The sequence below is a fragment of the Streptomyces sp. NPDC107559 genome (genome assembly GCF_055657365.1).
Genome location: NZ_JBVKBD010000002.1, coordinates 23,056 through 46,227, shown reverse-complemented (window position 1 = coordinate 46,227; position 23,172 = coordinate 23,056). Strand labels below are relative to the sequence as shown.

The 23,172-nt window shown below is 73.1% G+C and carries 17 protein-coding genes; 8 read left to right on the top strand and 9 right to left on the bottom strand.

The genetic code is table 11. The features are described 5' to 3' along the window. Position 1: 1 nt before the first annotated feature. Positions 2–799, bottom strand: coding sequence for an N-formylglutamate amidohydrolase (locus ACZ7OY_RS06865; protein WP_471910419.1), 798 nt, complete (start codon positions 797–799; stop codon positions 2–4). An 80-nt stretch (positions 800–879) separates the two neighbouring features. Between ACZ7OY_RS06865 and ACZ7OY_RS06860 the strand changes: the two genes are divergently transcribed. Continuing rightward, entirely contained in the window at positions 880–1,221 is a 342-nt protein-coding gene (locus ACZ7OY_RS06860) for a DUF5713 family protein (RefSeq protein WP_471910418.1), read from the top strand. A 98-nt stretch (positions 1,222–1,319) separates the two neighbouring features. Here the strand turns inward: ACZ7OY_RS06860 and ACZ7OY_RS06855 are convergent, their stop codons facing one another. Further along, positions 1,320–3,539 (bottom strand): NADP-dependent isocitrate dehydrogenase, encoded by a 2,220-nt coding sequence (locus ACZ7OY_RS06855; protein ID WP_471910417.1) that lies wholly within the window; start codon positions 3,537–3,539, stop codon positions 1,320–1,322. Positions 3,540–3,736: 197 nt separating this feature from the next. Here ACZ7OY_RS06855 and ACZ7OY_RS06850 point away from each other — a divergent pair, with 197 nt between their 5' ends. Then, positions 3,737–5,296 (top strand): M1 family metallopeptidase, encoded by a 1,560-nt coding sequence (locus ACZ7OY_RS06850; RefSeq protein WP_471910416.1) that lies wholly within the window; start codon positions 3,737–3,739, stop codon positions 5,294–5,296. A 50-nt stretch (positions 5,297–5,346) separates the two neighbouring features. On the opposite strand, the gene ACZ7OY_RS06845 is transcribed toward ACZ7OY_RS06850, so the two are convergent. The 3 genes from ACZ7OY_RS06845 to ACZ7OY_RS06835 all read right to left on the bottom strand — a co-directional run bounded on the left by ACZ7OY_RS06845 (position 5,347) and on the right by ACZ7OY_RS06835 (position 9,309). Continuing rightward, a complete protein-coding gene (locus ACZ7OY_RS06845; protein ID WP_471910415.1) occupies positions 5,347–6,438 on the bottom strand; it encodes a mechanosensitive ion channel family protein in 1,092 nt (363 codons plus the stop codon). A 240-nt stretch (positions 6,439–6,678) separates the two neighbouring features. Continuing rightward, a complete protein-coding gene (locus ACZ7OY_RS06840; protein ID WP_471910414.1) occupies positions 6,679–8,271 on the bottom strand; it encodes an amino acid permease in 1,593 nt (530 codons plus the stop codon). Positions 8,272–8,325: 54 nt separating this feature from the next. After that, positions 8,326–9,309 (bottom strand): hypothetical protein, encoded by a 984-nt coding sequence (locus tag ACZ7OY_RS06835; RefSeq protein ID WP_471910413.1) that lies wholly within the window; start codon positions 9,307–9,309, stop codon positions 8,326–8,328. A gap of 301 nt (positions 9,310–9,610) precedes the next feature. Between ACZ7OY_RS06835 and ACZ7OY_RS06830 the strand changes: the two genes are divergently transcribed. The 3 genes from ACZ7OY_RS06830 (at position 9,611) to ACZ7OY_RS06820 (ending at position 13,957) form a co-directional block, all read left to right on the top strand. Continuing rightward, positions 9,611–11,050, top strand: coding sequence for an FGGY family carbohydrate kinase (locus ACZ7OY_RS06830; protein ID WP_471910412.1), 1,440 nt, complete (start codon positions 9,611–9,613; stop codon positions 11,048–11,050). A 127-nt stretch (positions 11,051–11,177) separates the two neighbouring features. Beyond that, a complete protein-coding gene (locus ACZ7OY_RS06825) occupies positions 11,178–12,632 on the top strand; it encodes an FAD-dependent oxidoreductase (RefSeq protein WP_471911176.1) in 1,455 nt (484 codons plus the stop codon). Beyond that, entirely contained in the window at positions 12,629–13,957 is a 1,329-nt protein-coding gene (locus ACZ7OY_RS06820; protein ID WP_471910411.1) for an NAD(P)/FAD-dependent oxidoreductase, read from the top strand. Before ACZ7OY_RS06825 ends, ACZ7OY_RS06820 begins: the two co-directional genes overlap by 4 nt. A gap of 49 nt (positions 13,958–14,006) precedes the next feature. On the opposite strand, the gene ACZ7OY_RS06815 is transcribed toward ACZ7OY_RS06820, so the two are convergent. Together ACZ7OY_RS06815 and ACZ7OY_RS06810 are read right to left on the bottom strand one after the other, a co-directional pair. Beyond that, positions 14,007–14,771: a crotonase/enoyl-CoA hydratase family protein gene (locus ACZ7OY_RS06815; protein ID WP_471910410.1), complete on the bottom strand. Its 765-nt coding sequence runs from the start codon at positions 14,769–14,771 to the stop codon at positions 14,007–14,009. 115 nt (positions 14,772–14,886) lie between these two features. Then, complete coding sequence (locus ACZ7OY_RS06810) at positions 14,887–15,819, bottom strand: lysylphosphatidylglycerol synthase transmembrane domain-containing protein (RefSeq protein ID WP_471910409.1); 933 nt, start codon at positions 15,817–15,819, stop codon at positions 14,887–14,889. A gap of 171 nt (positions 15,820–15,990) precedes the next feature. On the opposite strand from ACZ7OY_RS06810, the gene ACZ7OY_RS06805 reads away from it, so the two are divergent. After that, positions 15,991–18,009, top strand: coding sequence for an ABC transporter ATP-binding protein (locus ACZ7OY_RS06805; RefSeq protein ID WP_471911175.1), 2,019 nt, complete (start codon positions 15,991–15,993; stop codon positions 18,007–18,009). Positions 18,010–18,073: 64 nt separating this feature from the next. Here the strand turns inward: ACZ7OY_RS06805 and ACZ7OY_RS06800 are convergent, their stop codons facing one another. Both ACZ7OY_RS06800 and ACZ7OY_RS06795 read right to left on the bottom strand, forming a co-directional pair. Beyond that, positions 18,074–18,868, bottom strand: coding sequence for a class II aldolase/adducin family protein (locus ACZ7OY_RS06800; RefSeq protein ID WP_471910408.1), 795 nt, complete (start codon positions 18,866–18,868; stop codon positions 18,074–18,076). Further along, positions 18,865–19,872, bottom strand: coding sequence for a C-terminal binding protein (locus tag ACZ7OY_RS06795; RefSeq protein ID WP_471910407.1), 1,008 nt, complete (start codon positions 19,870–19,872; stop codon positions 18,865–18,867). Before ACZ7OY_RS06795 ends, ACZ7OY_RS06800 begins: the two co-directional genes overlap by 4 nt. 243 nt (positions 19,873–20,115) lie before the next feature. Between ACZ7OY_RS06795 and ACZ7OY_RS06790 the strand changes: the two genes are divergently transcribed. Both ACZ7OY_RS06790 and ACZ7OY_RS06785 read left to right on the top strand, forming a co-directional pair. After that, positions 20,116–21,060, top strand: coding sequence for an Lrp/AsnC family transcriptional regulator (locus tag ACZ7OY_RS06790; protein WP_471910406.1), 945 nt, complete (start codon positions 20,116–20,118; stop codon positions 21,058–21,060). Between the two features lie 259 nt (positions 21,061–21,319). Further along, on the top strand, positions 21,320–22,975 hold the full coding sequence (locus tag ACZ7OY_RS06785; RefSeq protein WP_471910405.1) for an amidohydrolase: 1,656 nt from the start codon (positions 21,320–21,322) through the stop codon (positions 22,973–22,975). The last annotated feature ends 197 nt before the right edge of the window (positions 22,976–23,172 follow it).

The window sequence follows — 23,172 nt, the reverse complement described above, 5'->3', positions numbered from 1 at the left end:
GTCAGCGGGGGACGGCGTCGACCAGGGCGGCCAGCGCCTCGGCGAGCCGGGTCAGTCCCGGCCCCGCCGGGCCGCCCGGCTCGCTCATGTACGTGTCCCGGCGGATCTCCACCATCAGGGCGCTCACCCGGGCGTCCTTGCCGTGGAACTCCAGCGGTACGTACGTCCCGGCGAACGGGCTGTCCAGCCCCGTCTCCCCGCACCCGGCGAAGGCCTCCCGTGCCGCGGACAGCAGGGCGGGCGGGGTGTGGAAGGCGTCGGTGCCCAGGCAGACCGCCGGCCGCGGGCCCTCGCCGTGCAGCTCGTAGGGGAGCGGCTCGGCCGGGTAGGAGTGCACGTCGACGATCACCGCCCGCCCGGTCGCCGCCAGCCGGTCCGCCACCGCCTCCGTCATGGCCCGCGCGTACGGCTGGAAGTAGCGCTCGATCAACGGCCCAGGGTCGGCTTTCTCGGCCCGCAGCGCCTCCCGGTGCGTGGTGCGGGTGTAGACCGCGCCCATGCCCACGGCGAGCATCTCCTCCCGCTCGTCAGGGAACCGCTCCGGGTCGATCACCAGCCGGGAGAGCCGGTTGACGAACCGCCAGGGCGCCACCACGGCCCGCCGGGCCGCCTCGGCGGCGATCCGCGCGGTGTGCGCGTCGGTGATGTGGTCCAGCTCCCGCTCCAGCGCCGGGCCGTCGAGCAGGATCCTGGCGCGTACCGCGGGCGGTATCTCCCGCGCGGAGTGCGGCACATGCAGGATCACGGGCGATTCGTCGGCGCCGGGCAGCAGCTCGAAGGACGGTGCGGCGGGCGGCATACGGCGGCTCCAGGGCGTTGTCAGTGGCGTGGTGCACGATCAAGGTGTCACATCGAACGCCGTGAAGGACGGGCAGCAGCATGCCGATCGACAACCAGCAGGTGACCGCACATCCGTTTCTGCGCGGACTGTACGACAGCGACTACTACCCGGATCACGTGGTGGACCTGGGCAGGGCGATCCTGCTGCGCCTGTGCGAGCGCATAGAGGCCGAGCGGCCCGCGGACCTGGACGCGCTCTACGTCCTGACCCAGGCCGCCACCGAGGAGTTCAACGACCTGCAGACGGCGTTCGAGGAGGCCGACAGCGATATCGAGACGGTGGCGCGCGAGGTGATAGCCGAGGACTTCTGGTTCGTCGCCGACGCCTACGGCTTCCCGGACGCGGACGTCGAGGAACTCATCGCCACCCGGGACTGGTGACCCGTCGGGCACGGCGGTGTCGGACACGGCTCCGCCCCGGCCGGGCGCGAGGCCGGCCGGGGCGGAGGCGGGGAACAGCGGGCCGCGGGCCCGGTGCGTCAGCTGAGGGACGCGAGCGCCGCGTTCCAGGTGGCGGACGGGCGCATGACCGCGGCGGCCTTGGCCGGGTCGGGCTGGTAGTAGCCGCCGATGTCGGCCGGCTTGCCCTGGACGGCGTTCAGCTCGTCGACGATCTTCTGCTCGTCCGCGGCGAGGGACTCGGCCAGCGGGGCGAAGGCCTTCGCCAGGTCGGCGTCGTCGGTCTGCGCGGCCAGCTCCTGCGCCCAGTACAGGGACAGGAAGAAGTGGCTGCCGCGGTTGTCGATGCCGCCGACGCGACGGGTCGGGGACTTGTCCTCGTTGAGGAAGGTCGCCGTGGCGCGGTCGAGGGTGTCGGCGAGGACCCGGGCGCGGGTGTTGCCGGTGGCCGTCGCGTACTGCTCCAGGGACGGGACCAGCGCGAAGAACTCACCCAGCGAGTCCCAGCGCAGGTAGTCCTCCTTGACCAGCTGCTGGACGTGCTTCGGCGCGGAACCGCCGGCGCCCGTCTCGAACAGGCCGCCGCCCGCCATCAGCGGGACGACCGACAGCATCTTGGCGCTGGTGCCCAGCTCCAGGATCGGGAACAGGTCGGTGAGGTAGTCGCGCAGCACGTTGCCGGTGACGGAGATGGTGTCCTCGCCGCGGCGGATGCGCTCCACCGACAGCTTGGTCGCCTCGACGGGGCTGAGGATGCGGATGTCCAGACCCTCGGTGTCGTGCTCCGACAGGTACGCCTGGACCTTGGCGATCAGGTTGGCGTCGTGCGCGCGGGTCTCGTCCAGCCAGAACACGGCCGGGCTGCCGGTGGCGCGGGCGCGGGTGACGGCCAGCTTCACCCAGTCCTTGATGGGGGCGTCCTTGGTCTGGCAGGCGCGGAAGATGTCACCGGCGGAGACCGTCTGCTCGATCACCACGTTGCCGGCCTGGTCCACGAGGCGGACCGTGCCGGTGGTCCGGATCTCGAAGGTCTTGTCGTGGCTGCCGTACTCCTCGGCCTTCTGCGCCATCAGACCGACGTTCGGGACCGAGCCCATCGTCGACGGGTCGTAGGCGCCGTGGGCGCGGCAGTCCTCGATCACGGCCTGGTAGACACCGGCGTACGAGGAGTCCGGCAGCACCGCGAGGGTGTCGGCCTCCTGGCCGTCCGGGCCCCACATGTGGCCGGAGGTGCGGATCATGGCGGGCATCGAGGCGTCGACGATGACGTCGGACGGCACGTGCAGGTTGGTGATGCCCTTGTCGGAGTCGACCATCGCCAGCGCCGGGCCCTCGGCGAGCTCGGCGTCGAAGGACGCCTTGATCTCGGCGCCCTCGGGCAGGGACTCCAGGCCCTTGTAGATGCCGCCCAGACCGTCGTTCGGGGTCAGGCCGGCCGCGGCGAACGTCTCGCCGTACTTCGCGAACGTCTTCGGGAAGAAGGCGCGCACCACGTGACCGAAGACGATCGGGTCGGAGACCTTCATCATCGTGGCCTTGAGGTGCACGGAGAACAGCACGCCGTCCTCCTTGGCCTTCGCGATCTGCGTGGTGAGGAACTCGCGCAGCGGCGCCACGTGCATGACGGAGGCGTCGACGACCTCGCCCGCGAGGACCGGCACCGACTCGCGCAGCACGGTGGTGGAGCCGTCGTCGCCGAGCAGCTCGATGCGCAGCGCGCCCGCCTCGGAGATCACGGCGGACTTCTCGGTGGAGCGGAAGTCGTCCACACCCATGGTGGCGACGTTCGTCTTCGAGTCGGCCGACCAGGCACCCATGCGGTGCGGGTGGGTCTTGGCGTAGTTCTTGACCGAGGCCGGGGCGCGGCGGTCGGAGTTGCCCTCGCGCAGGACCGGGTTCACGGCGGAGCCCTTGACCTTGTCGTAGCGGGCCTGGATCTCCCGCTCCTCGTCGGTCTTGGGGTCGTCCGGGTAGTCCGGCAGCGCGTAGCCCTGCGCCTGGAGCTCGGCGACCGCGGCCTTCAGCTGCGGGATCGACGCCGAGATGTTCGGCAGCTTGATGATGTTGGCCTCGGGCGTCTTGGCCAGCTCACCGAGCTCCGCCAGCGCGTCCGGGATGCGCTGGTCCTCGGTCAGGTACTCCGGGAACACGGCGATGATGCGCCCGGCCAGCGAGATGTCCCGTGTCTCCACGGTGACGCCCGCCTGCGAGGCGTACGCCCGGACCACCGGCAGGAAGGAATACGTCGCCAGGGCCGGGGCCTCGTCAGTGTGCGTATAGATGATGGTCGAGTCAGTCACCGGTGCTCCGCTCCACGTCTGCAACATTGCTCGACATCAAGATATCTCGTGAGCGGCCCCGGCTCGACAGGGGTCCGGCGGCTTCCGTGTCCCGACGGGCAACCGAAGCGGCCGAAAGGGTGGTCCTGGAAGTAGATCGTCTTCCGATCCCCACGACGGCCGGGCCGACCACCCGGCCGCCCGAATAAAGGCTGACCATGAGATATCGCACCAGAGTGACGGCCCCGGCGGCCGCCCTGTTCGGCACCGCCGTCGCACTGACCGTGGGCGGCGGCGCCCACGCGGCTCCGGGGGAGCCCGACGCACCCGGCGCACCCGGCGCGCCGGGTGCCGAGACGCTCGGCGACCCCGTGTACCCGGGCCTCGGCAACGACGGCTACCGCGTCCACGCCTACCACCTCGACTTCGCCTACGACGCCACCACCCGGCTGGTCGACGCCACGGCCACCCTCCAGCTGCGCACCACCCAGGCGCTGACCCGCTTCTCCCTGGACTGTCTGGGCCTGGACATACGCAGCGTTCAGGTCGACGGCCGCGACGCCGTGTTCGAGCAGGTGGGCGAGAAGCTGCGGATCACGCCCGCCCGGCCGCTGCCCAAGGGCGCCGGCGGCACGGTCCGCGTGGTGTACGGCGCCGATCCGCGCCGTATCGCGCAGCCGCTCACCGGCTGGGTCGTCACCCCGGACGGTTTCGCGGTGGCGGGCCAGCCCAACCTGGCCCACACCGTCTTCCCCTGCAACGACCACCCGTCGGACAAGGCGGACTTCACCTTCCGGGTCACCGTCCCCGCCGGTCTGAAGGGTGTCGCGAACGGCTCCCTGGTGTGCACCGAGAACCTGGCCGGCGGCCGGACCGCGTACACCTTCCGCTCCCGCTCGCCGATGGCCACCGAACTGGTGCAGATCACCGTCGGCGACTACGTGGTCAAGGAGCGGCAGGGTCCGCACGGGCTGCCGTTGCGGGACGTCGTGCCGACCGCGCGGGCGCAGGCCCTGGAGCCCGCCCTCGCCCTCACCCCGGGCCTGGTGGCGTGGCTGGAGGCCCGGCTGGGCGCCTACCCCTTCGAGACGTACGGTCTGCTGCCCTGCAACTCCGACGACCCGGCGGCCTTCGACTTCACCGGCCTGGAGACGCAGACCCTCACGCTGTACAAGCCGAACTACCTCCTCCAGGAGGAGTCCAAGATCGGCTCGCACATGATGCACGAGCTGGTCCACTCCTACTTCGGCAACCTCGTCTCCCCGGCCACCTGGGCGGACCTGTGGCTGAACGAGGGCCACGCCGACTTCTACGGCCTGCTGTACCGCTACGAGCGCGGCTGGCCGGACTCGCTGGGTCTGACCACGCTGGAAGCCCGGATGAAGGCGACCTACGCGCTCGGCGACCAGTGGCGCCGCGACTCCGGCCCGGTCGCCGCCCCGAACGCGGCCAACCTCTTCGACAACCAGCGCTACGTGGGCGGCGTACTGGTGCTGTACGCGCTGCGCGAACTCGTCGGTGAGGACGTCTTCCACGCGATCGAGCGCGCCTTCCTGGACCGCTACCGCAACTCCTCGGCGACGACGCAGGACTACATCGCCGTCGCCTCGGAGATCTCGGGGCAGGACCTGTCCGGCTTCCTGCGGGACTGGCTCTACGGCACCGTCACCCCGCGGATGCCGAACCACCCGGACTGGACGGTCACGCCGGTGGCCACGTCCTTCGCCGTCCCGCGGCAGCGGACCGCCGGGCACCACGACAACTCGGCCACCCTCTGAGGCCTGGAGCTCCGAGCTGTCGAAGCTCCGAGGTCCGTAGCTCGGAGCTCTCAGTCGTGCAGGGGGACCTCCCCCTGCACGACCTCGTGGCCGCGCTGGTGCGGTATCACCACCGACCCCTGCTGCAACGCCACCGTCCGGGTCGGCGCGGGGATGCGGATGCCCTCCTCGCGGAAGCGGCGGTGCAGACGCTTGATGAACTCGTGCTTGATCCGGTACTGGTCGCTGAACTCGCCGACGCCCAGGATCACCGTGAAACCGATGCGCGAGTCGCCGAAGGTGTGGAAACGCACCGCGGGCTCGTGGTCCGGCAGGGCGCCGTCGACCCCGGTCATCACCTCGGCGACCACCTCGATGGTCACCCGCTCGACGTGCTCCAGATCGCTGTCGTAGCCGACACCGGCCTGCACCAGCACGGTCTGGTGCTGTTCGGGCCGGGTGTAGTTGGTCATGTTCGTCTTCGCCAGCTGGCCGTTGGGGATGACGACCAGGTTGTTGGAGAGCTGGCGCACGGTGGTCTGACGCCAATTGATGTCGACGACGTACCCCTCCTCGCCGCTGGTCAGCCGGATGTAGTCCCCGGGCTGTACGGTCTTGGAGGCCAGGATGTGGACGCCGGCGAAGAGGTTCGCCAGGGTGTCCTGAAGGGCGAGCGCCACCGCCAGACCGCCGACACCCAGGGCGGTGAGCATCGGGGCGATCGAGATGCCCAGCGTCTGGAGCACCACCAGGAAGCCGATCGCCAGCACCAGCACCCGGGTGATGTTGACGAAGATCGTGGCCGATCCGGCGACGCCGGAGCGGGACTGGGTGACGGTCTGCACCAGCCCGGAGACCACCCGCGCCGCCGACAGCGTCACCACGAAGATGAGCAGCACGGTCAGGCACTGGTTGACGTGCCGCTGCACCGTGTGGGTCAGCGGCAGCACCGCCGCCGCGACGGCCGCGCCGCCCGCGAGCGAGGCCCACGGCACCACGGTCCGCAGGGCGTCCACCATCACGTCGTCGCCGCTCCAGCGGGTGCGCTTGGCGTGCTTGGCCAGCCAGCGCAGCAGCGTGCGCGAGAGGAAGGCCCCCAGCAGCCCCGCCGCCAGGGCGATCCCGGCGAGCATCAGGTCGTCGAGCGTCACCGCGCGGTTCACCGGCCGCCTCCGGAGGGACGGTCTGCGGCGTGAGCCGCCGCCGACGGCCGGGTGTGAAGTCTCGTCACGTTGTCACCTGCTCGATTCCGGGAAGCGCGAACGCGCCGCCCGCATCTTCCGCGCGGACGGCGCGATCGCTCATCCTGCCGTATCCGGTAAGGCAGTTCGTACCGGACCCGGAGCAAGGACGCGCAGCTCGGACCGATTTCGGCGGCTGCCGGACCGTATGACCGGCAGGCCTCAGACGATCCCCTCGGCCAGTTCGGCCTGTTCCCGGTCGGAGCCGTACGCGGCCGTCGTGGGCGTGCCATACGAGCGGCGGGCGACGAACCACCACACGGTGGCGAGGACCAGGACCACGGCGAGGGCCACGGAGGCGTAGTTCATCGTGTCCACCGTCACCGGCGACGCCTGCGGCAGGCAGAACAGCACCGTCACACCGGCCACCCACACCACCGCGATCCAGCCGATCGGCTTGCTCCACCGGCCCAGGTTCCAGGGACCCGGCCGGAAACGGTCGCCCGCGCGCAGCCGCAGGAGCACGGGTATCGCGTACGCGGGGGTGATGCCGATGACGTTGATGGCCGTGACCGCCCCGTACGCGGTCGCCGAGTACAGCGACGGCAGCGCCAGCAGAGCGGCGACCACCACCGACAGCCACACGGCGGCGACCGGGGTCTGGGTGCGGCTGCTGACCCGGCGCCAGATGTCGGACCCGGGCAGCGCGCCGTCGCGGCTGAACGCGAACACCATCCGGCTGGCGGCGGCGACCTCGGCGTTGCCGCAGAACAGCTGGGCGATGATCACGACGACGAGCAGCGCGCTCGCACCGTCCGTGCCGAGACCGTCGAGCAGGATCTGCGCGGGCGGCACCCCGGTCGCGCTGTTGCGGGTGGCGTCGTAGTCCTGGATGGCGAAGGTGAGACCGGCCAGCAGGACGAAGCCCGCGATCCACGACACCCAGATGGAGCGCACGATGCCTCGGGCCGCCGACACCGAGGCGTTGGAGGTCTCCTCCGACAGGTGGGCCGAGGCGTCGTAGCCGCAGAAGGTGTACTGGGCCAGTAGCAGGCCGAGCGCGGCCGCGTACAGGGGGTTGTCCCAGCCGGTGTCGTTGACGAACCTGGTGAACACGAAGGACGGCGACTGGTGGTGGTCGGGGACGATCGCCAGCGCGCCGACGATCAGGGCGACGCCCGCCAGGTGCCACCAGACGCTGATGGAGTTGAGCACGCTGACCAGCTGGACGCCGAACAGGTTCAGCACGGCGTGCAGCAGCAGGATCGCGATGAAGATCAGCATCGTCTTGCCGGGCGTCGGTTCGAAGCCCCACTGGAGGTTGGCGAAGGCGCCGGCGAACAGGGCGGCGCCGTAGTCGATGCCCGCGATCGCACCGAGCAGACCGAGCAGATTCAGCCAGCCCGTGTACCAGCCCCAGCGGCGGCCGCCGAGCCGGTCGGCCATGTAGTACAGCGCGCCGGACGTCGGATACGCGCTGGTCACCTCGGCCAGCGCGAGCCCCACGCACAGCACGAACAGACCCACTCCGGCCCAGCCCCACAGCATCACGGCGGGCCCGCCGGTGCCGAGGCCGAAGCCGTACAGCGTCATGCAGCCGGACAGGATCGAGATCACCGAGAAGCTGATCGCGAAGTTGCCGAAGCCGCCCATGCGACGGGCCAGAACAGGCCGGTAGCCGAGCTCGCGCAGCCGCTGCTCCTCGTCGTGCGGACTGCTCGGGCCGTGCGGACCGTCCGGCGCGTCCACGAGCGGACCGGCCACGGAACTCTCCTTCGTACGGGGCGGATCGGACGGATCAGAGGTGCGGGACATGCGTAACCTCCGGAGGGATGGGGGACATCGACGGGAGTACGTCGAGGGGGTGCGTCAGTCGGGGTCGTGCGAGGCCGCCCGGGACCGCGTGCGGGCCTGGAGGAAGACCTCCATGGCCCGGCCGCCGTCCGGGGCGCGGTACGCCCAGGGCACAGGCGTGTAGTACGGCCCGATGGCATCGAACACCCGGGCCGCGTCCGGGAACCTGAGCGCGCCCCACAGGGCGTGCGCCAGATGGTTGAGGTCCTGCGGGGAACGCTGCTCGGGGACGCTCGACTCGAACCAGGTCACCAGCGCCCGCCGCGCCTCACGGCTGGCGTCCTCCGCCACCCAGTGCAGGTCCAGGGCGGCGTCGCGGCCACCGCCGCGCCGGTAGCGCTCGGCCCGCACGTACAGCGGCAGCAGATGCAGCGGGGACCCCTGCGGTGCGGCCCCGGCGACCCGGTGGGCATAGCCGGTCGCCTCCGCCAGCCGCTCCGAGGCCGCACGCGTGTACAGGAACTGCACCATGCGGTGGTGGGCCTCGCGGTTGAACGGGTCACGCCGGTCGGCCTCGCCCAGCAGGCCCCAGGGACCCGGCGGCAGCGTCGGCTCCGGTGCCGCCACCCGGTGCTCGTCCCACAGCAGCTGCCGGTCCAGCTGCGCCAGCGACAGCAGGCACACCCACGGGACCGGATCCGCGGGCGCGCGGTCGGCGGCGGTACGGCTGGCGTCCCAGGCCTCGATCCACAGTTCATGGGCGCGGCGGTGGCTCTCCCGGTGCGCCCGCAGGGCCCGCTCCACGGCCACCCGGGCGTGCATCACCGCCGCCGGGACGCTGGACGGCTCCTCGGCCAGCCAGGCGCGCACCACGTCGCTGCCGGCGGCGGCCGCCGCCAGCACCTGGGTGCGTTGTGTCCACTGCCACCACTGGGCGGTCTCGTCGAGCAGCCCGCGCATCGACATCCAGCGTCCGGCACGCAGCTCCTGGAGGGCGGCACGCAGCGCGGAATCGTGGCCTGCGGGGTCGTAGGAGGGTCGGGCTCCCTCTCTGGCCATCAGCCGACCGCCCCGGGACGAGGGCGGGGCATGACGGCAGGGTGGAGTAACAACAGCCCTCCTCTGGGCGGCAGTCGAGGAGATCGCGCCGGGACGGCGGTCACTATAGAGGTGCTTGTTAGGCATCACCGCCGGATTCCGGTTGGTCTCGAACTTCGTTATCTACGCGCTTAGTTGACTGTCCCTCAGCCAACGATGAGTGAGGTGGGGCGTCAGGTGGGCGGCGCTTGACGCGGTACCGGCGACGACGGCAGGCTGTCGGGCTGTGATCACCTCCGGATCACCTGCGGAAGAGGTGTAGATGACAGGTCCGGTACTCGCCGTAGACCAGGGCACGTCCGGCACCAAGGCGCTGGTGATCTGCCCCGAACGTGGCGTCATCGGCACTGGGTTCACGGCCGTGCGTCCCCGCCATCTGCCCGGTGGCCTGGTCGAGGTCGACCCGGGCGAGCTGTACGCCTCGGTGGTCGAGGCCGGTACCCGCGCCCTGGCCGAGGCCGGTGAACCCGTCATCGCGGTGGGCCTCGCCAACCAGGGCGAGACGGTGCTCGCCTGGGACCCCGCCGACGGCCGCCCGCTGACCGACGCGCTCGTCTGGCAGGACCGCCGCGCCCAGAGCGTGTGCACCGAACTGGCCGAACACGCGGATGAGTTACGTCACCTCACCGGCCTCCCGCTCGACCCCTATTTCGCCGCGCCGAAAATGGCCTGGATACGACGTCATCTCACCCGCGAGGGGGTGGTGACCACCAGCGACGCGTGGCTCGTGCACCGGCTCACCGGCAGCTTCGTCACCGACGCCGCGACCGCCGGGCGCACCCAGCTCCTCGACCTCGACCGGGCCGGCTGGTCGCCCCGCGCCCTCGACCTGTACGGGCTGTCCGGCGAACGGCTCCCCGACGTCGTCGACAACGCCGCCCCCGTCGGCACCACCACCGCCTTCGGCCCCGAGATCCCGCTCACCGGACTCGTCGTCGACCAGCAGGCCGCCCTGCTCGCCCAGCGCGTCACCGCGCCCGGCGGCGCCAAGTGCACCTACGGCACCGGCGCCTTCCTGCTCGCCCACACCGGCGACACCCCGATGCGCGGCACCTCGGGACTGGTCAGCTGCGTCGCCTGGCGGCTCGGCGGACGCACCGCCTACTGCCTCGACGGCCAGGTCTACACGGCCGCCTCCGCCGTCCGCTGGCTCACCGACCTCGGCGTCATCACCGGCGCCACCGACCTCGACCGGGTCGGCGGCACCGCCTTCGACAGCGGCGGCGTCACCTTCGTACCGGCGCTGGCCGGCCTCGCCGCCCCCTGGTGGCGCGGTGACATCCGCGGCTCGCTCACCGGGCTCGGCCTCGACACCGGCCCCGGGCACGTGGTGCACGCGCTGTGCGAGGGCCTCGCCGCCCAGGTGGCCGAACTCGCCGACGCTGCCGCGGCCGACCAGGGCGTCCCGCTGTCCGAACTGCGCGTCGACGGCGGCCTGACCCGCTCCGCGCTGCTCATGCAGACCCAGGCCGACCTGCTGCAACGCCCTGTCGAGGTGTCCGCGCTGCCCGACGCGACCGCCCTGGGGACCGGCGCCCTGGCCCTGCTCGGCGCCGTGCCGGGGACGACGGTCGCCGACGCCCTGCCGGAGTGGAAGCCCGCGGCCGTCTACGAGCCGCGCATCTCGCCCGGCCAGGCGGCCGAACGCCGCGCCACCTTCCGCGCGGCGGTGGCCGCGCTGCTGGACGGGGCGCCCGTATGACACGCCCGGCGGCCGCCTTCCTCGCCGGGACGCGCGTGAGCTGTACGTGGGTGAGCGGTGCGTGGGTGAGCGGTGCGTGCGTGAGGCGTATGGGCGTGAGCTGTACGTCCGTGGGTCGGACGCGCGGATGACGGTCAGCGCGCACGGGCCCCTGCCCGCGACGACCTACGACGTGGCGGTCGTCGGCGCCGGAGTCGTCGGCTGCGCGATCGCCCGGGAACTCGCCCGCCGCCCCGGGCTGCGCATCGCGCTCGTCGAGGCGCAGGACGACGTCGGACAGGGCAGTTCCAAGGCCAACACGGCCATCCTGCACACCGGCTTCGACGCCGTCCCCGGCTCCCTGGAGGCCCGCCTGGTCCGCGAGGGCGCCCGGCTGCTGGCCGCGTACGCCACCGAGTGCGGCATCCCCGTCGAACCCGTCGGCGCGCTGCTCGTCGCCTGGGACGAGGAACAGCTCGCCGCGCTGCCCCGCCTCGCGGACAAGGCCGTGCGCAACGGCTACCACGACGCCCGACACCTGGATCCCGCCGCGCTGTACGCCCGCGAACCGCACCTGGGCCCCGGCGCCCTGGGCGCCCTGCACATACCCGGCGAGAGCATCATCTGCCCCTGGACGACGACCCTCGCGTACGCCACCCAGGCGGTCCGCAACGCGGTCGACCTGCACCTCAACTCGCCCGTGGAGCAGGCGAGCCGGCAGGACGGCATGCATGTCCTCGGCACCGCGAGGGGCGAACTGCGCGCCCGCCGGCTGGTCAACGCGGCCGGTCTGCACGCCGACACCCTCGACCGGCGGTTCGGCCGGCACGACTTCACCGTCACCCCGCGCCGGGGCCAGCTCCTCGTCTTCGACAAGGCCGCCCGCGACCTGGTCCGGCACATCCTGCTGCCCGTCCCCACCGCGCTCGGCAAGGGCGTCCTGGTCGCCCCCACCGTCTACGGCAACGTCCTGCTCGGCCCCACCGCGGAGGACCTGCACGACCGACGGGCCACCGAGTCCACCGCCGAAGGTCTGTCCCGGCTGCGCGAGCAGGGCCGCCGCATCCTGCCCGAGCTGCTCGCGGAGGAGGTCACGGCCGGCTACGCGGGCCTGCGCGCCGCCACCGAGCACGAGGACTACCGCATCCGCGCCCACCCCGGGCAGGCGTACGTCACCGTCGGCGGCATCCGCTCCACCGGGCTGACCGCGTCCCTCGCCATCGCCGAGCACGTCGTCGGCCTGCTCACCGCCGACGGACTCGACGCGGCCCCGGCCCGGGACCTGGAACCGGTCCGCATGCCCAACCTCGGCGAGGCGTTCCCCCGCCCCTACCAGCGGGCCGAACTCATCGCCGCCGACCCGGAGTACGGCCGCCTCGTCTGCCACTGCGAACGCGTCTCCCGCGGCGAGATCCGCGACGCGCTCACTGCCACGGTCCCCGCGCGCACCCTGGAGGGGCTGCGCCGCAGGACCCGGGCCAGAGCCGGCCGCTGCCAGGGCTTCTACTGCGGGGCGGCGGTACGGGCGCTGTTCGAGGAGGCACAGCCAGGCGGCACAGCGGTGACGGCCGGACGGGCACGGGCCGAGGAGGCCGGGACGTGACGGCCGTACGCCGGGTCGACGTCCTCGTCGTCGGGGCCGGCCCGGCCGGACTGGCGACGGCCGCCCGGCTGGCCACGGCGGGCGTGGGCCGGGTCGAGGTACTGGACCGCGAGCAAGAGGCCGGGGGAGTGCCCCGGCACTGCGCCCACGGCGGCTACGGCACCTGGCTGCACCCGCTGACCGGACCCGGGTACGCCCGGCTGCTGCTCGAAGCGGCGGACCGGGCCGGGGTGAGCGTCCGTACCGGCGTGACCGCCCTCGACTGGGCCGGACCGCTGTCCCTGCACACCGTCGGCCCGCACGGGCCGGAGACGATCGACGCCCGCGCGGTCGTCCTGGCCACCGGGGCCCGGGAACGGCCGCGCGCCGCACGGCTGGTGCCCGGCACCCGCCCGGCCGGCGTGTACACCACCGGCGAACTCCAGCAGGCGGTGCACCTGTACCGACAGCACATCGGCACCCGCGCGGTGGTCGTCGGCGCGGAGGACGTCTCGTACGCGGCGGCCGCCACCCTGCGGGCCGCCGGAGTCGTCGTGGCGGCCATGGTGACCGACCTGTCCCGCGCCCAGACGGCGCCTGCGCGGGCCGCGGACGCCCGGCTGCGGCACCGGCTGCCGCTGCTGACCGGCACCTCGGTGACCGAACTCGTCGGCCGTGGGCGGCTGTCCGGCGTACGGGTCCGCCACCGCGACGGCCGCACGGCCACGCTCGCCTGCGACACCGTGGTCTTCACCGGCGACTTCGTCCCCGACCACGAACTGGCCCGGCGCGGTGGACTGTCGCTGGACCCCGGCACCCGCGGTCCCGCCGTCGACGGCGGCCTGCGCACCTCGCGGCCCGGTGTCTTCGCCGCCGGCAGCGTGCTGCACGCCGTGGAGAGCGCGGCGACGGCCGCCCGCGAGGGCGCGTACGCGGGCAGCACGGTCCGGGACTGGCTCGCCACGGGCGGCTGGCCCGACGGCGTCCCGCTGCTGGTGGACCCGCCGCTGCGCTGGATCGCCCCGAACCGTGTCGTCCCGAACCGTGTCGTCCCGAACCATGTCGCGCCGAACCGAGTCGCGCCGAACCGAGTCTGGCCGAAGCATGTCGCGCCGAGCCGAGTCGTCCCGGCCGACGGCATGCCGGGCGGGTGGGGTCCGTACGTCCTGCGCACCTCGATCGTGGTCGCCCGCCCGGTCCTGCACGTCAGCCAGGACGACCGCCTCCTGCACACCGAGCGCCCGCGCACCCGCACCGCCGTGCCCCATCGCACCCTGACCCTCACCGCCCACTGGACCGGACGGGTCGATCCGAAGGGCGGCCCGGTACGGGTGTCACTCGCCTGACCGCGGCACTCACCCGACCGTCCGCGACGGCGCTCACGAGGCGGGTCCCTCAGAGGTCCCCGAACGCCCCGTGCCGCCCCGCACCCCCCGCGAAGCGGGCCGCGCCCTCCAGGCCCTCCGCCAGTACACCCATGCCGTGGCGCAGCTCGCCCCGGATCGCCGCCGCCTCGTCCAGGCCCTCCTGGTCCAGGACCGAGGCCCGGTCGGACCGCAGGCACGCCTGCGGGAAGAGGGCGATCGCGGCGGCCAGTTCCTCGGCCGCCGCGCGGGCGGTGCCGGTGGCGACCACCCGGTTCGCCAGCCCCATCTCGTAGGCCTCCCGGGCCGGCACCGGGCGGCCGGTCAGGATCATGTCCAGGGCGCGGCTCGTACCGATCAGCCGGGGCAGCCGTACCGTGCCGCCGTCGATGAGGGGCACGCCCCAGCGGCGGCAGAACACCCCGAAGACGGCGTCCTCCTCGGCGACCCGCAGATCGCACCAGAGCGCCAGCTCCAGCCCCCCGGCCACGGCGTGTCCGGCGACGGCGGCGATCACCGGCTTGGACAGCCGCATCCGGGTCGGCCCCATCGGGCCGTCGCCGTCCTCCGCGACCCGGTTGCCGTGCTCGCCGCCCGCCGCCTTGAGGTCGGCGCCCGCGCAGAACGTACCGCCCTCGCCCCAGAGCACCGCCACCCGTGCCTCGTCGTCCGCCTCGAACTCGCGGAAGGCGGCGGCCAGTTCGGCGGCCGTGGTGCCGTCCACCGCATTGCGGGCCTCGGGCCGGGAGAGCACGACAGTCGTGACGTATCCCCGGCGTTCCGTCCGGATCGGCATGGTGGGATCCCCTTCCGTACGACGGGCTCGTCGCGTCCGTCGCGTCCGTCGAGTTCGCTGGGGCGAGTCTCGCAGGAGCGCTCCGGGCTCGACCGGGGACCCAGGTCCTGCCGGGTCAGATCACCTTCAGCCGCACCAGCGCGCCCAGCGTCAGCGCCCCCGGCAGCAGCGGCAGCCACACGGTGATGATCCGGTACGCCAGGACCACCGCCGTGGTCACCGCCACCGGGCCGCCCGCCGCCACCAGTGCCACGATCAGGGCCGCGTCGACCGAGCCGAGCCCGCCCGGGGTGGGCACCAGGGCCACGGCGACGGTCGCCGCGAGGTAGGCCACCGCGATGTGCGCGGGCGGCACCGGCAGCCCCAGCGCCTGCCCGACCGCCGCAAGACCGGTGGCCTGGAGCGCCGGGAACGCCAGCGAACCGCCCCACAGGGCGAACGCCCGCGCCGGACGGGTGTGCACCGAGCGTGCCTCGCCGAGCGCGGTGCGCAGGAAGGAGAGCACGGCGTTGCGCAGCCTGCGTACCGCCGCGAGCACGACCGCGGCCACGGCCACGACGCCGCCCGCGGCCCACAGCAGGGGCCCGAGCGCCCCGTGCGGCAGCAGGGTGCCGACCCGCAGCGCGTGCGGGAAGGCCAGGAGCAGCGCGGCCAGCAGACCCACCCGCCCGACGCTCTCGGCGAGCAGATACAGCGCGAGGGCGGCCGACGACCGGGCCAGCGGCACCCCGCAGACCGTCATGAAGCGCAGGTTCACGGCGCTCGCGCCCAGCCCGGTGGGCAGCAGGTGGTTGGCCGCGCCCGCGGCGAACTGGGTGAGGAGCAGCCGTCGTCTGGGCAGCCGTTCGACGAGCGCGCCCTGGCGGGTGAAGGCCGCCGCCACCCAGGTCAGGCAGGTCGCCCCGGCCGCGGCCAGCAGCCAGGGCCACTCGGCGCCGCGCAGGTGGCCGATGCCCTCGGCCAGCACGGAGCGGTGCTGCACCGCGACCACGCCGAGCAGCAGCAGCGGAAGCAGGCAGAGAATCTGGCGGACGGGGACGCGGGTCACAGTGGGAGAGGTTTTCCGCACCACGTCAACGACGGGTTGCGGCTGCGGGGACAGGGGCTTACGGACGGGCAGCGGATGGGGAGAAAGGGTCATCGGATCCTTCGTCTGCGGGAATTCCGGACGGACATTGACCTCAACGAAGCTTGAGGTCCTAAGTTCTGTCTCATGAGCATGGAAACCACCGCCTGGACGCAGCTGTACAGCGTCATGAACGCCCGGCAGGAACGCCGCCCCTACAACCGCGCGACTTTGCGCCGCATCGGCGCGTTCGCCCGCCCGCACCGGCGCCGTATCGCGCTGTTCGTCGTCCTCGGGGTGGTGACCGCGCTGACCGCCGTGGCGACGCCGGTCCTGGCCGGCCACGTCGTGGACGCGATCGTGTCGCACGGGGACCAGCGCACGGTCGTACGGCTCGCCCTGCTCATCGCGCTGATCGCGGTGCTGGAGGCGGCGCTCGGCATCCTGGGCAGGCGGCTGTCGGCCATGCTCGGCGAAGGGCTCATCCTCGATCTCCGGACGGCGGTGTTCGATCATGTGCAGCGGATGCCGGTCGCGTTCTTCACACGCACTCGTACGGGAGCGCTCGTCTCCCGTCTCAACAACGACGTGATCGGCGCCCAGCGCGCGTTCAGCAACACACTCTCCGGAGTCGTCAGCAACCTGGTCACGCTGCTGCTCACGCTCGTCGTCATGCTGACCCTGTCCTGGCAGATCACCCTGCTCGCCCTGGTGCTGCTCCCGGTGTTCGTGGTGCCGGCCAGACGCATGGGCAGCCGGATGGCCCGGATGCAGCGGGAGGCGGCCACCCTCAACGCGGCGATGGGCACCCGGATGACGGAACGCTTCTCCGCCCCGGGCGCCACCCTCGTCAAGCTCTTCGGCCGGCCCGAGGAGGAGTCGCAGGAGTTCACCGTCCGCGCCGGTCTCGTGCGGGACATCGGCGTGCGCACCGCCACCGCCCAGTCGGTGTTCATGACGGCCCTGACCCTGGTCTCCGCCCTGGCCCTGGCCCTCGTCTACGGCCTCGGCGGCTGGTTCGCCCTGCGCGGCACCCTGGAGCCCGGCGCGGTCGTCTCCCTCGCCCTGCTGCTGACCCGTCTCTACGCCCCGCTCACCGCGCTGGCCGGAGCCCGGGTCGAGGTGATGAGCGCGCTCGTCAGCTTCGAGCGGGTCTTCGAGGTGCTCGACCTGAAGCCGCTCATCGAGGAGAAGGCGGACGCCCGTCCGGTCCCCGACGGGCCGGTGGCCGTCGAGTTCGACGACGTCCGCTTCGGCTACCCGTCCGCCGACAAGGTCTCCCTCGCCTCCCTGGAGGAGGTCGCCTCCCTCGACACCCGCGGCGGCGCCGAGGTGCTGCGCGGCATCTCCTTCCGCGCCGAGCCGGGCCAGACGGTCGCCCTGGTCGGCTCCTCCGGCGCCGGCAAGTCCACCATCGCCCAGCTCCTGCCGCGCCTCTACGACGTCGACGAGGGCGCCGTGCGCGTCGGCGGCGTCGACGTGCGCGACCTCACCGCCGCCTCCCTGCGAGAGACCCTGGGCATGGTCACCCAGGACGGCCACCTGTTCCACGACTCGGTCCGGGCCAACCTGCTGCTGGCACGCCCCGGCGCCGCCGAGGACGAACTGTGGGACGCGCTGCGCCGGGCCCGGCTGGACACCCTCGTACGATCCCTGCCCGACGGCCTCGACACGGTCGTCGGGGAACGCGGCTACCGGCTCTCCGGCGGCGAACGCCAGCGCATGACCATCGCCCGGCTGCTCCTGGCCCGCCAGCGCGTCGTGATCCTCGACGAGGCCACCGCCCATCTCGACAACACCTCGGAGGCGGCCGTCCAGGAGGCGCTCACCGAGGCCCTGGCCGGCCGCACCGCGATCGTGATCGCCCACCGGCTGTCCACCGTGCGCGCCGCGGACCAGATCCTGGTGATCGAGGCGGGCCGGGTCGTCGAGCGCGGCACTCACGACCAGCTCCTGGCCGCCGAGGGCCGCTACACGGAGCTGTATCGCACCCAGTTCGCGAACGGGACGGCGGACGCGGCCGCGCACGCCGCTCCGGCGGACTCGGCTGCCGGGGACGCGCTCCCCGCGGCTTCCGCCGCCACGGGCACCGGCTCCGTCGACTCCGCCGCTCCGGGTTCCGCCGGGACAGCCGGGGGACACGGGCCGCTGTCCGCCGCTCCCGTCGGCTGAGAGCGACCGGAGCGCGGCCGGAGCGTGGGCCGGAGCGCGGCGGGTTCTCCGGCCCTGGACGCGGTCAGTCCTTGTAGTCGGGTGCGATGCGCTCGACCAGGCGCAGCAGCGCGGCCCAGGCGAGGTCGTAGGCGTCGTGGTCCTCGAAGTCGGAGGCGGCCTCGCCGGCGAGCTGCCGGGCGGTGTACTCGCACACCTGCTCCGAGGGCAGGATCAGCGGGGCACCGCCGGCCTGGGCGGTGACCTGGATCTCGCAGGCCTTCTCCAGGTAGTACATGCGCAGGAACGCCTGCTTGGCGCTGTCGCCGACGGTCAGCAGACCGTGGTTGCGCAGGATCAGCGCCGGGTGGGCGCCGAGGTCGTCGACCAGGCGTTCCTGCTCCTCGAGGTTGAGGGCGACGCCCTCGTAGTCGTGGTAGCCGACGCGGTTGTGGAACTCCATCGACATCTGGTTCACCGGCAGCAGACCGCCCTGCTGGGCGGCGACGGCGCAGCCCGCCTTGGTGTGGGTGTGCAGCACGCAGTGGGCGTCGGGGCGCGCCTTGTGGATCGCGCTGTGGATCACGAAGCCGGCCGGGTTCACCGGGTGCGGGCTCGGCTCGACGGCGTTGCCGTCCAGGTCGATCTTGACCAGGTCGGAGGCGGTGATCTCCTCGAAGAGCAGGCCGTAGGGGTTGATGAGGAAGTGGTGGTCCGGGCCGGGCAGCCGCTGCGAGATGTGGGTGAAGATCAGGTCGGTCATGCGGAAGTGCGCGACCAGGCGGTACACGGCGGCGAGTTCGCGCCGCAGGCGCAGCTCCTCCGCGGCCGCGGAGGCGTCGGTGCCGCCCGTGACGGGGGCGGTGAGGGTGTCGGTCACGCGGATGCTCCTTGGGTGTGGCGGGGTGAGGCGGCGGATGCCGGAACCGGATCCGGGACGACGACGGGCGTGTGCGGGCGGCCGGTGGTCCACCAGGCGATGACGTTGCGTGCGGGCTCGGTGGCGTAGGCGCGCAGCGAGGCGTCGGAGAGGAAGGCGCTGTGCGGTGAGAGCAGCAGCCGCGGGTGGCTGCGCAGCGGGTCGTCGGCGGCGGGCGGCTCGACCGGGAACACGTCGAGCGCGGCACCGGCGAGTCGCCCGCTGTCGAGCGCGGCGAGCAGGGCGGCAGGGTCGACGAGGTCGCCGCGGGAGACATTGACGAGAACGGCGCCGGGGCGGGTGCGGGCGAGCAGTGCGGCGTCGACGATGCCCCGGGTCCGCGGGGTCGACGCGGTGTGCAGCGACAGGACGTCGGCGCTCGCCACGAGGGTGTCCAGGTCGACCCGCTCGACGTCCGTGGGCCAGTCGGCGGTGTGCGGGTCGTGGGCGACGACGCGGCCGAAGACGGGTGCGGCGAGTCGGGCGAGGGCGCGGGCGATCCTGCCGAAGCCGAGCAGGCCGAGCGTCATCCCGCTCGCGCGGCGCGGCACTTCGGTGAAGTCGGTGTTCCAGCCGCCGGCGCGGACCACGGCGTCGGCCTGTGGCAGCCGCCGGGTCAGGGCGAGCGCCGAGGCGAGGGCGTGCACCGCGACCTCTTCGGTGGCCGAGCCGGGCAGGTTCGCCACCCACAGGCCCCGGCGGGCGGCCTCGACGGTGTCGATCATGTCGTAGCCCGCGGACATGGTCGCGAGGATCCGCAGCCGCGGCATCCGGTCCAGCAGGGCCGCGTCGATCCGCGCGTAGCCGACGATCAGCGCGTCGGCGTCCCGGGCGGCCCCGGCGATCGTTTCCGGGTCGCGGCTGCCGACGACCCTGACGTCGAAGCCGGCCTCGGCCAGCAGGGCCACGCCGGGCTCGGGATCCAGTTCCTCGGTGTCGGTGATCACGACGACAGGTCGCGGCACGTCGCCCTCCAAGAACGATTCGATTGCTTTGCGGGTAGTGAAGTTACGTTTCGACTGTGTTGGTTGTCCAGCCCGGACGAGATGATTGTGGATGTCGATCCGGGGGCGGGTGTCGAGCGGTGGAGTCCCCGCCGTCGGGGCGGCCGAGTCCCCGCCGTCGAGGCGGCAGGTGGGCTGGCCGAGAATGGGCGGCGTCCGGGCCGTGGGTCCGGTGGTGGGTCCGACCATGGAGGAGATCAGCAGGTGGAGCGGGTGGAGCAGGTCGGCCAGGCAGGGCCGGTGGAACAGGTGGCGCTCGACGACACCGATCTGGCGATCGTGCGGGAGCTGCAGACCGATGGGCGGCTGACCTACGAGACGCTGGCGCAGCGGGTGGGCCTGTCCCGTCCGGCCACCCGGATGCGCGCCCAGCGGCTGCAGGAGTCCGGTGCCGTGCGGGTCGTGGCCATCGTGCATCCGGCCGTGCGCAGCCTGTCCGCCTCCGCCCATCTGGCCATCGACACACACGGCGCCGCAGCCCCGGTGGCGCGCGAGATCGCCGCCCTCCCGCAGGCGCCGTTCGTCACCCTGACCAGCGGGCGGCGGGCCATCATGACGGAGCTGCGCACGGCGGGCTTCGGCGAGCTGGAGCGGACCGTCGAGCACATCCGGGCGCTGCCGGGCGTGCGCACCGTCGACCCGCTGATCGCGACCCGGCACGTGAAGGACCCGTACCTGCTGGCCGAGGAGCCGACCGTCGCGCTGCAGGACGCGATGGACGAACGGATCCTCGCCGAGCTGGAGGAGGACGGGCGGCTTCCGTTCGCCGAGCTGGCGGGTCGTGTCGGCCTGTCGCCGGGGGCGACCCGCTCACGCACCCTGCGGCTGCTCGACGGCGGCGTGGCCAAGGTCGTCGCGCTGGTGCGGCCCGACGTGCTCGGCATGGGCTACCTGTGCGGCTTCAGCCTGCGGGTGACCGGGGAGGCGGCGGCCGTGGCGGAGCGGGTCGCCGGGCTCGCGCGGGTGACGTTCCTGTCGACCTGCCTGGGTCGCGCCGAACTCGTCGGCACGATCACCGCGGAGTCCTTCGGCGCGGTGCGCGCCACGCTGGAGGAGATGCGCGCGCTGCCCGCGGTGCGCGAGGTGGAGAGCTGGCTCCACCTGGAACTGATCAAGGAGCGGTACGACCTGGGGCCGCGCACGGCCTGACGGCACCGGGCGGCGCGCCTGACGGCACAGGGCGGCGTCCGGCGGCTCGGGAGTGCGGGGGCGGTGCCGGGAGTGCGGGCGCCCCGATCGGCCGCCGACCGAATGCTCGACCGACGATACGGAACTAGACGAGCGAATCGACGTAACAAACATTCCTCCACGTCCCCTCTGGTCAATCAGTCGTTCGCTATCTATGGTTCTGCATGCCGAATCGTCTGTCGGCGATCTCCCGTACCTCCCCGGTCGAAAGCAGGCCCCCATGCCCCGACACACCCAGAACCCCGACCGCACGCTGCTCGTCACCGGCGCCGACGTCGCCGCCGCGGGCACCCCGGTCCGAGCCGAGGCACTGGCGGTGCGTGGCGACCGCGTCGTGCACGTCGGAACCGCCGAGGACGCCCGCGCGGCGCTCGGCGGCCGGGCGGACGAGGAACTGGCGCTGGACGGCGGCCTGGTCCACCCCGGATTCGTCGACGCGCACTGCCACCCGGTGATGTACGGCCAGGCCCTCGCCTGGGTCGACCTGCGGCCCGAGCGCGTCGGCGACATCGACACCATGGTCGAGGTGCTGCGCGAGGCCGCCCGCGACCTGCCCGCCGGCGTCCCGGTCCGCGGCTTCGGCTACGAGCACCGGCGCCTGGCCGAGGGCCGCCACCCGAACTGCCACGACCTCGACCGGGTCGCCGACGACCGCGAGGTCTACGTCATGAACGCCTCCGGCCACGGCGGAGTCGTCAACTCCCACACCCTGCGCACCTGCCGCGTCACCGCGGGCACCCCCTCGCCCGAGGGAGGCAGCATCGGGCACTTCGAGAACGGGGAGCCCGACGGCCAGCTCTGGGACGCCGCCTGTGACCTGCTCACCGGCCCGGCCGGAGTGAAGATCGGCAACCACGGCCCGAACTTCCACCTGTCCGAGCCCGAGGACATCATGGCCGACCATCTGCTGCGCGCCCAGGAGGTGTTCCTCGCTGCCGGCGTCACCACGATCGGCGACGCGCAGGTCTCGCGCCGCGAGATGGAGACGTACCTGCGCGCCCACGCCGACGGCAGCCTGCGCATGCGCGTCTCCGCCTATCTGACCTCCGCGCTCCTCGACACGGCCCTCGAACTGGGCGCGGTACGCGGCTTCGGCGACGACCTCTTCCGCATCCAGGGCGTGAAGTTCTACGCCGACGGCACCCTCGGCGGCTGGACCGCCTACTTCCCCGAGGGCTACGCCGCGGACTGCTGCCACCACGGCCAGCTCTACCACTCGGTCGAGGAGTACGCCCAGATCGTGCGCCGCGCCCACGCGGCCGGCCTGCAGACGGCCACGCACGCCCAGTCCCCGTACGCCATCGGCATGGTCCTCGACGCGATCGAGAAGGCCCAGGCCGACCGCCCGCGCGGCGACATGCGCCACCGCATCGAGCACTCCGGTCTGCCCACCGACGAGCAGATCGACCGCATGGCCGCGCTCGGCGTCGTCCCCGTCATGCAGCCGCAGCACCACCTGCGCACCGGCGACGGCACCCTGACCGCCATCGGCGACATGGGCCACCGCTACAACCCGGCCGGCCGCTGCGCCACGGCCGGCGTCCCGGTCGTCTTCTCCTCCGACGCGCCGGTCGCCCCGCCCGCCCCGCTGGAGGGGGTCGCCGCCGCCGCGACCCGCCGTACCGTCCTCGGCACCGTCCTCGGCGACGAGGCGCTGCGTCTGCCGGTCGCCGACGGCCTGCACGCGCACACCGCCGCCGCGGCGAGCGCCCTGCACCGCGAGCACGCGGTCGGCGCCCTCGCGCCGGGCATGCTCGCCGACTTCACGGTGCTCGACGCCGACCCGCTGACCGTGCCGGCCGACGAGCTGACCGGCATCCGGGTGCGCGAGACCTGGGTCGGCGGCAGCCGCGCCTGGGCCGCGGCCGGCCGCTGACCCCTGCATCGCCCGGACACCCGGGCGCCCGGCGGCGCCACCGCGCGCCGGGCGGCCGGGCACCGTCCCCCTGCACGCCCGGCGGCCGGAGGATCCCGCCCACGGCCCGGCCGCCGGGTCCCGATGCCCCACACCCCGCGGGCCGATCCGCCCGCACACTCCCGCGGGCCGATTCGCCCGCACCCCGCCGCCCCGCC